This is a genomic window from uncultured Tateyamaria sp. (genome assembly GCF_947503385.1).
In the GTDB taxonomy this organism is placed as follows: Bacteria; Pseudomonadota; Alphaproteobacteria; order Rhodobacterales; family Rhodobacteraceae; genus Tateyamaria.
The window spans coordinates 1-16,483 of sequence record NZ_CANNDO010000008.1 but is presented as its reverse complement, the minus strand read 5'-3'; the positions used below and the strand labels follow the sequence as shown (position 1 = coordinate 16,483).

General features: G+C 52.2%; 11 protein-coding genes. 2 read left to right on the top strand and 9 right to left on the bottom strand.

What is annotated here, in order from left to right; genetic code table 11:
* The first annotated feature begins 174 nt into the window (after positions 1 to 174).
* The gene (locus Q1A85_RS19425) at positions 175 to 516 is read left to right on the top strand and encodes a hypothetical protein (RefSeq protein ID WP_299693531.1); all 342 of its coding nucleotides are present in this window, start codon (positions 175 to 177) and stop codon (positions 514 to 516) included.
* 471 nt (positions 517 to 987) lie between these two features.
* Here the strand turns inward: Q1A85_RS19425 and Q1A85_RS19420 are convergent, their stop codons facing one another.
* On the bottom strand, positions 988 to 1,722 hold the full coding sequence (locus Q1A85_RS19420) for a hypothetical protein (RefSeq protein ID WP_299693528.1): 735 nt from the start codon (positions 1,720 to 1,722) through the stop codon (positions 988 to 990).
* A gap of 742 nt (positions 1,723 to 2,464) precedes the next feature.
* Positions 2,465 to 3,337: a DMT family transporter gene (locus tag Q1A85_RS19415; protein WP_299693525.1), complete on the bottom strand. Its 873-nt coding sequence runs from the start codon at positions 3,335 to 3,337 to the stop codon at positions 2,465 to 2,467.
* Between the two features lie 206 nt (positions 3,338 to 3,543).
* Between Q1A85_RS19415 and Q1A85_RS19410 the strand changes: the two genes are divergently transcribed.
* A complete protein-coding gene (locus tag Q1A85_RS19410; protein ID WP_299693522.1) occupies positions 3,544 to 4,176 on the top strand; it encodes a tyrosine-type recombinase/integrase in 633 nt (210 codons plus the stop codon).
* A 152-nt stretch (positions 4,177 to 4,328) separates the two neighbouring features.
* On the opposite strand, the gene Q1A85_RS19405 is transcribed toward Q1A85_RS19410, so the two are convergent.
* The 7 genes from Q1A85_RS19405 to Q1A85_RS19375 form a co-directional block, all read right to left on the bottom strand.
* The gene (locus Q1A85_RS19405) at positions 4,329 to 5,711 is read right to left on the bottom strand and encodes a HEPN domain-containing protein (RefSeq protein WP_299693519.1); all 1,383 of its coding nucleotides are present in this window, start codon (positions 5,709 to 5,711) and stop codon (positions 4,329 to 4,331) included.
* Between the two features lie 313 nt (positions 5,712 to 6,024).
* Positions 6,025 to 7,497 (bottom strand): DUF2779 domain-containing protein, encoded by a 1,473-nt coding sequence (locus tag Q1A85_RS19400; protein ID WP_299693515.1) that lies wholly within the window; start codon positions 7,495 to 7,497, stop codon positions 6,025 to 6,027.
* Positions 7,498 to 7,792: 295 nt separating this feature from the next.
* A complete protein-coding gene (locus Q1A85_RS19395; RefSeq protein ID WP_299693512.1) occupies positions 7,793 to 10,975 on the bottom strand; it encodes an SNF2-related protein in 3,183 nt (1,060 codons plus the stop codon).
* Positions 10,972 to 12,297 carry an EH signature domain-containing protein gene (locus Q1A85_RS19390; protein ID WP_299693509.1) on the bottom strand — a complete coding sequence of 442 codons (1,326 nt, stop codon included), beginning with the start codon at positions 12,295 to 12,297 and terminating at the stop codon, positions 10,972 to 10,974. Before Q1A85_RS19390 ends, Q1A85_RS19395 begins: the two co-directional genes overlap by 4 nt.
* Positions 12,294 to 13,340 (bottom strand): OmpA family protein, encoded by a 1,047-nt coding sequence (locus Q1A85_RS19385; RefSeq protein ID WP_299693506.1) that lies wholly within the window; start codon positions 13,338 to 13,340, stop codon positions 12,294 to 12,296. Before Q1A85_RS19385 ends, Q1A85_RS19390 begins: the two co-directional genes overlap by 4 nt.
* Positions 13,337 to 14,782 (bottom strand): hypothetical protein, encoded by a 1,446-nt coding sequence (locus Q1A85_RS19380; protein ID WP_299693503.1) that lies wholly within the window; start codon positions 14,780 to 14,782, stop codon positions 13,337 to 13,339. The genes Q1A85_RS19385 and Q1A85_RS19380 overlap by 4 nt, the downstream gene beginning before the upstream one ends.
* On the bottom strand, positions 14,782 to 16,158 hold the full coding sequence (locus Q1A85_RS19375; protein ID WP_299693500.1) for a hypothetical protein: 1,377 nt from the start codon (positions 16,156 to 16,158) through the stop codon (positions 14,782 to 14,784). Before Q1A85_RS19375 ends, Q1A85_RS19380 begins: the two co-directional genes overlap by 1 nt.
* Between the last annotated feature and the right edge of the window lie 325 nt (positions 16,159 to 16,483).

Genomic DNA, 16,483 nt, shown 5'->3' with positions numbered 1-16,483 from the left:
TGAATCTGCTCGGTCTCGAAGTGGTCGAGCCAACCGTCCGCGGGACTATTTCAAACTTCGATAACTTGTGACGAAGGTCCGGTCTGTGACGGGAAGCCCCACCCCGGCTTCCCTCTAATTGATCGGCGCCAATTTCCGGATATGTTCAAATGTGAATTTTTAGATGAGGTTTTTATGCTCCGTATCATTTTAGTGGTTAGCATGATGGCCGCCAACGGCGCTTTGGCAGATCCTGACAACCAGATCCCCTTTCACCGTTCAGTTGAGCTCACAGTGGGGCAATCCATGGTTGTGCACGGTTTTCGTGGAGAGTGCGGTAAGCGTCCACAAAATGTCGATCCCAAGCGAACCCGTGCCACCAAGCTGGGGGTGTTGAGCAATGGCAAATGGGGTGTAACAAAGAGCAGGCGCTGTGGCGGCTGGACCCCTGCAGTCGAAATCATCTTCACGGCGAGCAAGAAAGGCCGCGAGACAATCAACGTCGCCGGGGAAAGCATCAGGGTACGCGTGCGGTGAAACACCAGATGCCTTGTCAATGACAGCCCAAAGGAGACATCCAACACCAGATCTCGATGCTGGGGCAGCAGCCCGCATAGCCGCCGTTCGCTGCGGCAGCGAGGTCTAAGGATTGCTCGATGACTGCATCGCGGGACAAAACCGACCTTGCATATCATTCCTTCGCTGACGCAACATAGTTTCGCAATTTCGGCACAACGTTCGTTGCATTGCGGCGCAGGTCGCCGGACCAGTCATTCGCTGACGTCGATCTGGCCCCGACCGATACCGCGCTTTTGCTGCTAGTAGTTTAGACCTTCGAGATGCGGACCGCGCGGGCATTCGCTTCGGTTAGGCGAGTGTCTGCTTTCTGGTCTATCACACGAGAGTTGTGTTTGGTTACGGAACGCTCAAAACGAGGCCCGTACAAACTTCAGCATTCAATGCAAGCACGCACGATGCCAGACGCCGCCGTCTTGCCTGCGGACAAAGTCAACGATAACAACAACAATAGGCTGTATATTGGCCTCGTTTGTCATCGCCCCTTACTTCATCATATGCATCTTGGGTATCATTGCACTTATAGCGATAGTTGATATTTACTGCTTCAGTGTGGCTTGTGGAACGCCCCGTCAAAATTCTACCAATCGCCACCATGCCACGGCAGTTCGGGTAGTTGCCTGGGTGAGTCCCGCAAGCATTTGCACAAGTCTCGCGGGCGCGCCGCGGGATAGTAATATGGGCTGCGCCAGAAACGGGAGGAGCCAACGCGAGACATGCCCCTCCGGCTGCAGCATGTGTTGCAGTTAGTACCGTGTCTTCCTTGTTTAGAGTGCTTGTTTCAAGACGTTGAACACGAGCAATGAGGTCATCCACGTTATTCCCTCGATCTCTGATCTGCTGCTGTAGCTGAAAAAGATCGGCTCTTGCTCGCTCCAAAGAATTCGACAGCTCTTCCAATTTATTCTCGATGACTTCGGTTGATCCTTCAACTTCTTCAATACGTTCCAACTCTTTAGCAAGTTGCTCAAGTTCAGCTTCTGCCACATCAACTCTTTGCACGGTCTTTTTCAGCTCGCTGAGAAGACACTCCCTTTGATTAAAGGTTTCAGTCCCGCTAGTCGTAGCGGACGCTGCGCAATCCACCACGGTTACGCTTTGAGCGAGCGCACTTGCACTACAGACAACCAACAATATCAAGCCAGCCCAAAATCGCACATCTAACATTCTCAAATACTCCTCCAAAATACGCGAGTAAAAGTGCTATTGCAGCCACAATGACTGCTCCCACTGCAGACTTCGCAGCATGAAGTTTGATCTCCGCCCAGAAGCCTTTCTCTTCGCGTGACACTATGAACCGCCCTGAATACGACTGAGGGGATACTGGCTATGAACTTGTAATCTGCCAAGACTATTCTTTCGCTTCCAAGATTTCCTCATTCTCTGCTCCATCCATCTAGAATTTCGCCAAATTTACTCTCCGGAATCAAAATACCACAACGGTATGGCGTTCAAAAACCAACGTTTGTTGCAAGTTGCGCCGAACCGGGCTTCGGCGAACTTGCGGCAAAGCACTGCCTTGTCCGCGACTTGATCCTTGCCCATACCATCTGTGTTGCGGCATGTGTGAGTGAGCGGTTTCGCCGCCGCACAGCGGCGTTATGAACCAAGTTGAGCAGCTGTTTTTGTGCTACGAGCGCATGCGGCGAAAAAAGCAAATTCACAAATTTCGCTGTTCGCGGCCATCGGAGCGAACCCAGCATCCTGTGCCCAACGTCGGATCGCATCGATGAGGACGGCCCAAAGAAGACATCCACTCATAATGTTGACGCCGCACCGCAGCTTTCCCAAACCGGACGTTAAATACTTGGGCAGCATCCCTGTAAGAGCTATGGCGGGAGTCGCGGATAGAACGCTCTTTCGCTGCGCCTTTACGAAGGTCTGCTTCTATGTTTTCGACTGTGTTTGGCTATCGGCCATGCTTACCACGTGGTTTCAAAACAACAATGAGCGCGGCAACTGTTATCAGCACGCTACCGAGTACGCCCGTTGGGCCAGGCACCTGTGAAAAAATCCAGAAATCCGCCAAAAGAGCCCAAATAAGACCTGTGTAGTCCAGCGGCGCGACAGCAGAGGCCGGTGCTCTGGCAAGGCTTTCTGCAAAAAGAACCAAGTTGAGGGCACCAAAAATGCCAGCTGCGATAAGGAGCAGGATACCAACACTATCGGGCCAAACCCAATTCCCCAGAAAAACACTCGGTCCAGTGACACAAGCAACGATCACCGTGAAAGAGAGTGAAATCGAAATGGCAGTCTCAGTCATGGTCATTGCGCGGATTTTGACCTGAATGATCGCTACGAAGACGGCACCTGCGATCCCTGCGACAGCTCCCCAGAATGCGAAAGGTCCAGTTTCAAACGACAACCCTAAAATCAACAGGACCCCGGCAAACCCAGTTAGAAGCCCCACGGCTAGCCGCGCGGTCAAAGGCTCCCCAAGGCGAACTATTGCAATTGGCAAAACGATTAGTGGCGCGAGAAACGATAGAGTTTGTGCTTGAGTGACGGGAAGTCGAGCGAATGCGATGTAACTCAAAACCATGGCGCAACAGGCCAACAGTCCCCGAATGAGGTGAGGTTTCCAGCTCTTTGGAAGCAAGTCGGCAGGGTTGTTGAAACAGAGGCCGTACAGCAGGATCAAAAGCCCAGAGATCATCGCTCGGAAGGCCATGATTTGACCCAATGGCATGAGCTCTGCTGCAGCATGCACACACGAAACGACGCCGACTGTCGCTGCCGCTCCTCCAATCCTAAGGAGTTTTCCTATCTGCTCTTGTTCCATTTGAGCAGACTTGCCTGCAAATTCCCGAAATGCCTAGACCAGAGCGGGATGAACGCATGCCGGAAACAGCCATTCGTGCAGTCCGCAGCATTCCGCAATTCGGACTCGTTGCCGACCTCAGAGGCGGCGCAGCAATCCTGTGATATGCTGCGTCCGTCAACGTCGGGTTGTCGTTGTGGAGGGCATGGCGGATAGGAGGATCTGTCATGGAAACACCAAACTTACCTGCCATTCGAGCACTTCGCCCTGCATGGAACAAAGGACGTATCGTGGGTCAGAAGCGACCCCTGAAACCAAAGCATGTCTGGGCGATCCGCGTCCGACTGGAACTCGCAGAAAATCACCGCGATCTCGCCCTGTTCAATATGGCTATCGATAGCAAGTTACGAGGCTGCGACCTGGTCCGCATGCAAGTGGTCGACATTATGGCATCTGGTCAGGTCAAAGAACGCGCGTCTGTTTTACAAAGCAAGACGCAGAAGCCGGTTCGTTTTGAGATAACGGAGGGGACGCGTACATCAGTCGAGAAGTGGATGGAGGATGAGCTGATGGTCGGGTCTGAGTATCTTTGGCCTGGACGATTTCATGAGCGTCTCCACATCTCAACACGCCAGTATGCGCGGATCGTTCGTGATTGGGTGACTTCGATTGGCCTCGAAGCGACAGCATACGGAACTCATTCGATGCGCCGAACCAAGGTGACGCAGATTTACAAGAAGACAGGTAACTTGCGCGCTGTTCAGCTTCTGCTCGGCCATACCAAGATGGACAGCACGGTCAGGTATCTTGGCGTCGAGCTTGAGGATGCACTCGCCATCGCTGAAGCGATCGAAATCTAGCAAAATGGGCCGCCTTCACGGGCGGCCCATTTCAGACATTGGCGCAACGTTCTTATCGCTGCGTCCGCAGCCCGCTTAGCGGACATTGACTGCAGGGGCACAATCCGGATGTTTTCGAACTCACGACACGCGGAAATCGTAGCTGCGCAGAATTAGTCACGGGCGCTTGGTTTGCTCAATAGCATCTTGAATAGCGCTTGTTGAGTTAGATTGAAGCCCTTGATGAATGCGCTTTGCCGATCTTCCAAATTGCGTTTGCGCCTTGCGTCGGTTGCGCCATGAACGATTGCTGAGCGAACGTCATAGAACTGCTTGATTGCAGCTCGTATAACTTCCTTGTGGCCTTCATCGACGCCGAGCAGTTCGGCCATCCCATCCTGGAGCTGTCGACTGATCCCACCGCTCTTCGGCCTGAACATCAATTCTAACGATTGCGAAACATCGAGAATGCGGTCGTTGGCCCCAAAGCGACCCAATCGCGCCAGAGCTTCTGAAAGTCGATGAATAACTGGCTCAAGGCGTTCGAACTCACCGTCGCCTCGGCTGTTATAGGCCTGTTTAGCCAAGTCGATCGAGCGGGACTGAAGCTTTGGAGGGGATCGAAAAGAATCGTAACGAGGTCCAACTTGACGGATCGGCTGCGAGCCACCGTGGCTATGAGTTAAACCCAGCAAGCCATTTGCGGAACGATGCACACATCCGCTCATCAACCTGAACGGTAAAATCGGCGTTTGGTTCGCAACGGATAAGATTTCAAGAAACGTGAGAGCGTCATCCTCAAACCTCGGTGGCCGGCTAGCCGGTTCCTCCCGATAGGCAGTCTTCCTCCGAAAAACCGGTCGCCAGTGGAACGGTCGCACCACCGCTCCAATCTGTCGCCAATCACGCCGGTCCATCTCCTTAGGCACAGAATCCCGGATCCATTCGCGCTCCAGATAGCCTGAGAGCATGGCAGCAGGTTTGACGATTAAACCCTCCTGAATCTCAAATTCTTTGCGAATTTCGGGACCATGGAAGAGCAGAACGTCGTAGGCCACATCGAGACCATTCGGGACACCAACTTGTAAAGTCGTCGAGCTCCGATCAAGGATCGATCCAAGTTCATTCGCAGCATTCTTGAATCCACCATCACCGTGGGCATCGGCACGTTCAAATAGACCGGCTACGATCCGTGTCAGCCAAGTCAGCGATGTCCCGTTCAATATTCCGACGTGAAATTCATCATTTCCAATACGGTTTCCAAGCGCCCTAGCGAGTGATGGGTGCGACCGCAGGATGCCCCTCACTGGGTCTATGGCATCACGAAGTGGCTTGTAGTACTTCATTTCGACGGGTCGCGAGGCCAAGCGCGCGAGATCATAGAGGTCAGCCAAGTCATCTTTTGGAAAGGGTGTTTCATCCACTCCATTGGATGACACTCGTGTCGGGTATGACTTCGCCTGCCAATATTTCTCAAGAAAGGGTGCTTGAACCTCCGCGAGCCGGCTCAGTGCTGTTCCCAGACGGTCGCACCATGCATCCAAAGTGTCTGTCATCAGGAACTCTTAGCTGAAAATGGTGGAGATGGCCCGGCCCAAAGGCAACCTTGAACACGGCGCTCGATCGCTGCGATCGCAGCCCGTATAGCCGCCGTTCGCTGCATTTGCGAGAATGGAGCTGTGGCGGCTGTCCGCCAGGCCTTAAGCGGCGACAAAGGGACAATACCCCATCGTTCCTGGCTCAGACAGGTTACTAGCAAGCTTCCGAACCCGAGCCTGATAACAACGGACAAAACTGTCTGTTAGCTTGGACAGGCTGCCCTGTTCTGAAAGGAAAGCCACTTGTTCGCAAACTGCCGACAGAATCTTATCAAACGCGTTCCATCTCTTCGAAAATCCGAACCATGGCGTAAGTGTCGAGCTTGCAATATTCGAGCATGGACTCTTTGAGGCGATTACGCACGTCACCGTCGGGCATTGAGATGAGATGCTTCCATGCATTCATCGCATCCGTCCCGTTTGCAACGTCCATACCTGCATAGTCAAGATCGCCAGCTAGCACCGGCAACACCTTCTTGATTGATGTCGACCCGCCAAATGCGATGTCGACATAGGGCGCTGCGAATAGGTCTTCGAGATCGAGCGTCCGGTCCATCAGGCTTTGTAGGAACTCCGCCTTATCAGGAAACTGCTTTGCCATTGTCTTGTTCTGGGTATTCTCGAACGAGGCATGCCAAGAGATGACACTGCCTTTTGGCCCGATGTGCCGCTGCATGTGATCGACCATGGCGCGCGGTAATGTCGCCTCTTCAGCCAAATACTCGACGTGAACCAACTCCAGATCGTCAGGCGTACGCTTGATGTGCAGCGAGTATTGAAAGGGGATTGGAGACTGAGGGCGGGCACCGTCCACAATCGGGATGGCGGAGGAATAGGTTTCGTAGTCCAGGAAGTAGAGCGGATACTTCGCTCTGCTGAACCAGCGCGCCAAAGCGCCTTGGTCAACCACCGGCTCCCTTAGCTGTGCTGAGCGTAAAACATACGCTTGCTTTTCCGTGACTTCGTCGAGACCGATATCCTCTAGATCAAAGCGTCCTTCGCCAGCGAAGGTCTCAAGTTTGGCCTTGGAGATTCGCGGCAGATTGTAGATCGATGGTTTGGGGATGCCTGGGTTGAAATGCTCGAAACTGTCGCAATGGTTGGCCTTGCTCAGCGTCAGGCATGAGCAACAGCTTTCGTCGATTTCCGCAGTCTGCAGAAGGTCCAGGGCTTTATTGATTTCAATTCGCGTTTCAGCTTCGATTTCGCGCACCTTGGACGTGACTTTGGCAAAGGTCAAAAGGGCGTCGGGATTGATCTCACCATCACGTACATAGTCTCCATTCAGATGAACGATGAAGACGTCGCGGACGTCTTTTCTAACCTCCTCAGCGGCGATCATCTGAAAGCAGGCATCCTTAATCTGATTGTGCTTCGCGTCCGCCTTCACCCTAGTTGAAGACTTAACTTCGTAGAGATTGAAGGTACCGTCTTCGTTCTCTCGAACTATGTCCGTTTTGGCGTAGAGGCCGCGTTCCGTCTGGAAGACCGTTTGGAAGGAGAACTGCGCTGCATCCACACCAGCCTCGATCAACTCGCGCACATAGGCTTCCAGCTCATAACCCTCAGCTGCGAGTTTCTCGGCATAGTCGGAAAACTCGCCATGTGGGTAAGCCTCAGGTTTATGTTTCAGCAGCCAAAGAGACTTCGGGCAATGCAGGAATTGGATGAAATCTGTTTTGGAAATTTGCATCGGCGGCTCTAGTGATTCAATTTCCTCATTGTGCCGCAGGCCAGAGCTCAATCAAAGGAAAAGAACTTGGACATTTCCAAGCCCTTTGGTCGGTAATGCCAATATTGGGTCTAATAGTGAGGCTGAGTTACGGAGCATTGGTTGGCGGTTCCACGTCATGGAGGAGGTACCCGAATTTTTACTGGGGCGACCTAGATTCGACATTGGTCAAGGCCCTTTGGCCGCAATGCGGCATTCCCCAAAGCAGCAGTTCGTCGATCATGTAGCAATCAACTCGTATCGGTTGTAACCGGAATGAACCAAGCTCAGATTGGCACAAATTGGCAGTCTAGCGCCTGTTCATGATCTAGAATGGAAGTGCGAGGTCAGGCCAAAGACGCTGGTCAGTAACCTTGCTAAGTGGAATATCTAAATCCCATTCGATAGCCTGCGGCGAAACCATAATTGCGCACAGCGTATCTTTGGTCTGGTACTGGGCTAAGTCATTGATCGCGTCACCAAAACCAACCAAAATTGTGCCTTTCCAACTGCTTCCCGAAATTTGAATTACGTTCTCAGCAAGGTTTTCAACCGACAGATCATTGCGATCAGGTAAGTTTATTTCCGCGTTTGATTTTGGTAGGTCGTCTGTGATTTCTCCAGATATTACAGCATTGTGGAGAAGTCGCAGATCACCTTCAGAAACAAGCGAAGGCTGCATCACGTTAGAGGCCAATGCTCTTTTGCCTGAGATCAAGCGATGAAGAAGGCAGTCGAACGAAGCAGGTCCAAGACCCGGGTGAATTGCCATTGGCAAGTGGATGGTAACCTGTTTCGTCTGACCAATCCTGAGAGTTCGGTCGTTGCACTGCTCTTCGACTGCTGGATTCCACCACCTTGTGAGATGGATTACATGGTTAGCAGCCGTCAAGGTTAAGCCAGTACCAGCGGCTCTTGGACCAAGCAGAAGTACATCAAAGCCTTCGTCCTCTTTCAGGTGCCGTTGAAACCTTCTCGTGATTTCGCGCCTGTCGTTTATCGAAGTTCCACCATTAATCACCATGACCTCACGAAGACCGAATTCGATCTTTAGGAATTCAGCGAGCCAGGCTTGCAGATCAAGGTTCTCGACAAAGACCAAGGCGCGCTCACCTTTCGACGCAATGTAGCGCAAAATATCAAGGGTTGCTTCGGTTCGCGCCGAAGCACCAATAAAATCGTCTGTAAGTTCACCCTCCAGCATTCCGGGGTGTGCTGAAACGCGTCGAATGTGTTGCAAAACTTGCAAGATACCACCGCCTTTCGCCCTCGCTTCGTCGTACCTCAACATCTGTGGGCGAGGCATGTCTCGCGAATAGAGCAGTCTCACTTTCGGTGGAATGGAAGGATCCGCTTCCTCTTTTGTACGCCGGAGGCAAAGCGGTGTTCCGCCTCCCGCAGAGTCAAACAGTGCCGTTCTTAATTGTTCTAAGCGTGCCCCGTCCGGTTTCTCAAAAATGCGATTAAAGCCCGCCAGAGCGCCCAGTGAGCCTGGTGCTATAGTATCTACTATCGACCAAAGATCTTGAGTTCGGTTCTCTATAGGTGTCCCAGTCAAACCGATATGAAAATCGGAGTTGACGCCTTTGACGGCTGTTGCTCTTTGTGTTCTTGGGTTCTTTATGAACTGAATCTCGTCAAAGACGGATGCGCCAAAATGCAGTTGATTCAGGCTGACTGCGTAGTTTGCGAGTGTTTGGTAAGTTGTGACAACTACACCAACTGTTCCGACCAAATCCGACAAATCCAGATGGGTCTCACCGTCTACTATGTCGCGTCCACGCGTGCCTCGGAATTTTGACAGTTCAGTTCCGTACAGACGGTGAATCGGCCCCAAAGCTCCGGCATCTAGGTGTTGCTCGATTTCGTCTTGCCAATTGCGTAACAACGACGTGGGAGCAACCACCAGTATCGGCCTCGGCGCGACTTTGCCATTGCGCATCTCGCGAGTAAGCCAAGCAAGAAATGACAGTGTTTGAAGAGTCTTACCTAGGCCTTGTTCGTCGGCATTGAGGAGTCCGGGCATACCCTTTGTCCACGCGGCTAGCTGCCAGTCGAACGCTTTTAACTGATATGGGCGCAACACGGATATGACTGAAGAAGGTAGGCCCTCCTCAGCACGGCCTCTAGGAGACTTGTGCGCGAAATAGTCAAGATCGTGAAGGTTAGCGTGCACCAATGGCAAGAGCGCTTCATCTGGCTCACCGCGAACCTCGGTCGTATCTGCGCGCATGGCCAAGCGACGTCTGAGTGCCTCAATTACGTCGGGGTGGACTGGTACACTGACCTCGTCAAACTCTATGCTCACTTCGCCATTCAAAATGGCTCTCTGAAGAGCCTGAATAGCCGCCTCTAGCTTATCATCCGCAATTGATCCCAGCAGTTCACCTAGTGACTGCTCAAGAGTATCTGGGAGCCAAGGCAACCCTGAACCCACCGAAATTTCCATTTCAAGTCTGGCGACGGCACCTATGCCAATGACCCGCTCCGACCAGCCATTGGTTTCCGCCCAGCCGTCTTCAAGCGCGGTCGCAACCAATTCAGCCGATTGCTCAGGCGTAGTATCCTCATTGATCTGACCAGTTTCTAAGAAATGACGTTCCAGGGCTTCTTCGATCAGTCTGGGAGCATCCAGAATAAAGGCTTTGCGTTGCGCTCTGTCTCCCCTCATGGCCTTTGCAACGAGTTCGAGCACTGGGGCAGCACTCTGATCAACGACTGCAAATGTACCATCCGACAAGCGGTACGCTGGAAGCGCACCATGGTCTGCGACCGCATCCGAAAAGCTTTTTCGCACAGCCTTAGAAAACAGTGGTTCATCGGTTTCGCCAATTTCCGCCTTAGCACCGACTGGTACAGCAGCAAACGCGGCCTCATCCTGTGTGTCCACTTCAATGCCAATCCTAGCAACGGAAGTAATCCTCAAGTCCGAAAGAAATCTGTCCGGAGATGCGCGTTTGCCTGCGCTTCCCAGGCAGTCGCGAAATGCAGCCAAAGCGCGCCAGTGTGCAGGCAAAGGAGAAGTAGGGTCAAATGTCTCCGATAGCTCAATGGCTTGCAAAATGGTGGCCGGTATCCGTCGTCGCGAACCTGGTGTATCTGGGAAAAGAAAGGCTCCTCGGCGTGGCACCATTTCTGGCTTGCCCAGCCTCTCCCAGTGCCATTCTAGGCGCGCGTCCGAACTGCCAAGCGTGCCCAAGAATTTCGTTGCGAAGGTTAATTGATCCTCTAATTTTGGCAGTCCGAGTGCGGGCGCGAAAACGTCTTCGATCTTGGCAACAATACCGTGCGACAAGGTCAGGCTGTCTGGCCGAATAACCGCGTCCTTGCCGGAATGATCAAGCGTTCGAATGCGGGCCAGAGCAAAGGAAAGATCCTTGTCCTCTTGGAGCGGATTTCGAAGGTCGATGACGGGAGAACGGCGCAACCTGTTCCAAGCGCCGCGATTCCCGCGCGTAGGTTCCAGAATGACTCCGTTCTCAAAAATCTCCCTGACCTGAAGACCGCTCATCGTAACTGTCTCCGAACCCAGCTGCCCCAGTTGTTGATCCCTCCACGATGGTACTTCGTGGCCGGATGATTGCTTGGCGAAAGCGTTATGTCTTGATCACGATAGGAATCCCGATACAGCTCGGGACGGCCCGGAAAGTCGCGATCAAAAACATGTATTCGATAGTTTTTTGAACCTTCGACTAAAATGTGATCGCCAGCTCTCATTATGAGAAGGGACGTGTCTTTGCGACCTCCCAGTTGTTGCGCAAAGGCTTCGAACGCGGGCTCCTTCGTCTCGTCAAATCGACGTTTTGCCTCTCGTTGCGCAGCTGGATGTAGGGCCACCCAAGCTTCGGTGATTACCCCTTCTTTGTATAGAGACATCCAGAAATTTCTGCGCTCACTCCACATGTCGGGGCGCTCAATTTCAACCGCGGAAATGACGTTCATGAAAGCTTCTATGCTCTGACCTGCTAACCAAGTAAGAACGGTGCGCTTGCTCGTCTCCGATGCCGTTAGCCAGCGCCCGCTTTCTCCAGGCTTTCGGGGGTCGCCAATATGCTTGAGAACCCAATCAAGTAGCCATGCCTGAATTTCCTCGGTTGGCACACGTTGATGCCATGGCGACAGAAGCTTATCGAGCGCACCAATCAGTCCCTCGCCTCCGATCCCGCCGCCGTCTTCTGGCCGCGCCCAACGAGCTAGGCGTTGAGCAAGCGCAAGAGACTCTGGCGACGGATAATCCTGGACGAAGCTGTTGCCGACTTCGGTTGCAAAACCCGGAGAAAACGGCTCTCCAAACCCAAGGTCGGACATTGCTTCCAAAGGCTCATCGCTTTCCAAGATTCGAGCCGCAATGCTTCGAGCGCCGGACTCGGGATCGAGGCACTCTGGAGCCTGGGAAACACAATCTGAATAAGGTTCCGGTAAGTCGCGCTGGCGCTCTTGAAGCAGTATTGCTGCACGACGTGTATGTGTCGAGCCTCCGCACCAACCTTCCAAATAACCTTCCATGGCGGCTGCCAAGAACGACGTACGGCGCGTCAGACTGACTTCGCGGCTAAGGAATTCAACTAGTTTTGTAGGCTCACTTATACTTCCGCGGCAAAGTGCATGTACTAGCGGTAGTACGTTTGCTTCTGTAACACCCCTCCAATTGCCACTTGTTACGCGAGATAGGCACAGCTCAACCAATGCGCTCAATGCGCTGTCTGTTACAAGTGTTGGCGCTGGATATTTGTCCCGAATTGAACGGCATTCCTCTTCGAGCCGCGCCGCAGACAATGTAGTGCGGCCTGGAACGGGGGCAGACAGGCTAACAATGGCGCTTGCTAAACTCATGGATCGATCAGTCCCGGCGCATAGGTTCGCAGAACGCTCTTAATCTCGTCGATTTCCTCGACGCTAGATGGCCGCAACATTATGAAGCGTAAGTCTATCCTGCGATTTAGGCTTTTGTTGTCGTTTGTGTCATTTGGTGCGACAGGACGGTCTTCTCCGTATCCAGCTACAGACAGCACCGGTTGGCTTGCGAAGTTGCGGTGGTCCGTCAACCCTGGGAGATGCTCGACCATTGCGCCGTAGGTCGCCGCCGCTCTGTCTGCGCCAAGTCTGGTATTGAAGCTGAGCGTTCCATCACTGTCAGTATGACCTTCAATTTGCAGGGCGTCGATCAGCGCGTAACCTTCGTTGCACTCCTCGGCGAATGCTGAGCGGGAACCAATAGTGTAACATGACAGTGAATTTTCTAATATTTCAGCGATTCTACGGACTTTGTCCGTGCTTGACACCGAAAGGCTGCGACTGCCGGACGCGAACAAGCCCTCTCCAACAAATTGAAGCGCGTCTTCCGTTGCACTCAGTCGCACCCGTAGTTCAGGGTACTCCGCGTCAATCTGGTATTTTAGGGTTTGTAACAATCCAACTCGCGTGTCGCGGACGGCTGAATTATAAATTTCGAGACGATCTAGGCGGTTTTCGCTGAACTCTTCCAGTTGTTTCTTAAGCAGGTCAGCTTTTGCCATGGCTTGAAGAAGCTGCGTCTCAATATCTTCTTGTTCTGACAGGATACTTTCCAGTTCCGCTAATCGCCGGTTTGCAGCCTCCAAACTGGATTTTGTTTCCGACAACGTAGAAAAATCGATGTCCTGGTCTGACAGAAGTGCCTTGAGTTCGGTGTTCTCATCTTGGAGCACATCAAGCTGTGCATTTAGTCCTTCGATGATCTCTTCGGATTTGACGCCTTCGGGACGCAATTGGCTTGCAAAAAAAGCAAGAAGAATCAATAGTATGAACAAAATACTGACAGTCATATCTGTCATCGTGACAAATGCTGTTTCTTCCTCTTCGACTTCCTCTGCGTGGTAGTAGTCGGCACCTCTCACGATAGTGTCTCCTGATCTACATCACTCGCCTGCACAGCGACATCATCAGTTGTAGGTTCAAAGGAGCGAGCGCTATCAATGACTGCACGTAAGCGCTGAAGCGCATCAGAGTAATCTGCGTGAACGTCACCGGAGAACCTAGAGACCTTCTCAACGGCGGCATCCAAGTTCTTTCGATAACCTTCAAGAGCTCTCGCCATGTCACCATCATACGCCTTCGCGCGCTCTTCAAAGGCTCGAACTTGTTGGCTGATGGCCTCTGCTGCCACTACCACCGCTTCTGTTTGACTCTTTAGTGCTGCTGAAGCGTTTTCCACCAGCTCAACGCTCGACTTCGCGATAGTGCGTGTCATTTGTTCGGTCTGCGAAATGCTGTCTGCAACGGGTGTTGCCGCGCTCGAGAGAGCCTCGGCCGCAGAATTGAGCTCTCCAACAACCATTTCGATACGGCGTGAAACGCTGTCCAACCCGACGGTTGTCTCTGACATACTCGTCGCAGCCGCTTCCATCTTCTCGCTTGCCTCTGTGACCGTGTCCGACAACGTTGCTGAAATTTTTTCAGCGACACCTTTCATCGCGCCAACAGCAGCATTTCCGCCAGCTTCTGCGGCGTCCTGAAGAGGTTTCGCCAGGGCTGTGATTAGCTCCATGTTGAGCTTGGCCATATGTGTGCGCGTTTCTTTGGCTTCCTCCAACTGCTGTTGTGACAGCCGCTCCAGACTAACAAACTGCAATCGATCTTCGAGCGAATGAGCAAGGTGGCTCACTGCTCGATCGACACTGGAATCCCGCCACCGAATTGCACCGATGAGCAAGATCGAAACAAATAGTCCAGACAACGACATGATGAATTTCGCAGATGCGACAGTAAGCAAGTCGTTCAGCGCGTCGCCCATCGCATTGTTACGTGAGCCTCCATCGGCTGCATCGAGCACCCCACCGGTTTGCTGCAAAGCCGCCACAAGACCAAGAAAGGTCAAAAGCAAACCTATCGAGACAAACAAACCTGGCCAAAATCGCCAGCTTCTAAGACCAAAACCAAGATTCCCAATGTTGAAGAAGGCAGATGGCCGTATAGAGTTTTGAATTGGCCGCCCCTCTTCAGTCGGCTCGATCAGAGTTTCGCGATACTCACGCCAAACATCAGCGATGCGTCTTTTAGGTCCATTGATCTTTGGACTACCGACACCGAGAGCCGCACTTATCTCTGAGAATTTTCCAGCGAACTCGAGCTCCGAAGTCGTATTGGTCACTAGTTTTGTCGCCGAGCGAAGTGACCGCAACTGCGCGTCAGTCACTTTCAACATAACCAAGAATAGCAGCGCCGCCGCTCCGATCATTGCTAGAGCAACCAGCCCCGGAACCCACTCGTCCGTAAGGAGCGCCGCGACGGTAAGAACCGCATCGACGACGTCTTGGCTGCCTTCCTGGAAATCAAACACTAAGTATCACCGGGGCCATTTTCTTTTGTCTCATCAGACTCCTCATGAATAGCTTCAGGCGTTACATCATCACTCTGTTTGCGATCAGGTCTAAGTGTAGGCGCTTTCTTTTGATGTTGCCGAAGTGCCGAGCCGACGGATCCATAGAAATCGGGTACGATTTGCTCTAGATCAGAAATGAAATTGCTTTGCTGAGTGAAACGACCACCCAACCGCTTTGACAGGAAGATGTGAAAGCCGTTCGGGCTCAGGTGTGATTTGTCGACCTCGGCAATTTGAACGTTTTCCCTCAGCTCCGAAAGCTGAAATTGCGTAGGCCCACTTGTTCCAGGCCACTGCAACCTGACATGAAAATCGTCGACCTGTTCGTGTTTGATTTGTCTAAGTAACCAATTAATGCGAGCGGAAGTAGATTTTCGGTCGTCTGGCGCACGGAGTGTCATCCCAACATCGATGGACCTTCGACGCAAATCAGCGGAGATTTCGATAGGAGCTGCCGCGTCCGGAACCATAAGCTGGCTTTCAAGGCAAGCTTCGTCCCTCAACTTCTGACTGTCATCGTTGACCCTACATGCTGCGTCTTTTTGGTGTTTTCTGGGCAATCGTTCAGAAACACGCGCGCCTGTCATTCGAGAAAGAATTAGCGAAAGATCGCGTGTTTCTTGATGCCATGCCAAGATAACGGGCAACAAAAGCGGTGATTTAGCCGGTATCGAACCGCCACTTGATACCAGTTTGTTTAGCTCAGACCATTCGGGTGGCATTCTTTCGAAGCCACGTACTCCTGCACTCTCGTGCGTCAGAAATCTCCGAAGTTCGGACAAAACCTGCTTCTGGTCGTCATCTGCAATAGCTTCGTTTGTCAAAAGAAGATCGCTGGTCGTCAAGATATGCATCCATGACCAATGATATACCGGTATCCGCGAACGGCTCTTTCTAACTTGTTCAAGTGGATGTGTTTGGGGTTGTGCCGCGAACTGATTGGAAAGAGTGATCACACAGTCAACGGACTGCTCCTGTGCCAATTTTCGATACTTTTCAATCTGTTCAACACTATGTGTTGCAGAGCCGATTTTCGCTTCGACTAAGGCACGCCATTGTCGGTTTCCATTGCTGACAACAATTAGACCATCTGGCCGATCTTCATGTGGGGCCGTAGAATTGCGGAAAACAATTTCCGTGTAGCATTCGACCTTCGTTCGAACACCAACGTTTTGCCCGATAGACTTCAATAGGTCACTTCCAAGCTCGCGAACAACAGAAAGGCAGGCAAGGACTATCGACGTTGTCCTCCCTTCTTTTGAAGTCGTGGATAATACTGGGAAGAGCCTCGCAGCTTCGCCTTGTTTAAGAAATTCCGGGAGTCCTTCAGTCATCTTCCTGATTCCAAACATAGAAAATTAAAACGCTGCGATCATTAAACGTGTATGTCTGAGATAGTGCAACAGATCAGGCAGTTGATGCTTTTGCATCACTTCCGCTCCTGAAGGTGGCTTTGACAATGGATCCTGACTGTCTGCTTTGGCTATGCCGACTTCTTATCAATGCGGCTGCAGCGAATGTCATGTGTGGATGGCTCCTGCATAGCAAGACTTTTTTGATCTGATTTGTGCATTTGTCAGACGCAGTCGTGTGTCCGGCCTGTTTGCGCGGTTTTGACCGCTGGCCCTGATGGGTTCCGCAAACCAAGTCCCTTACGGC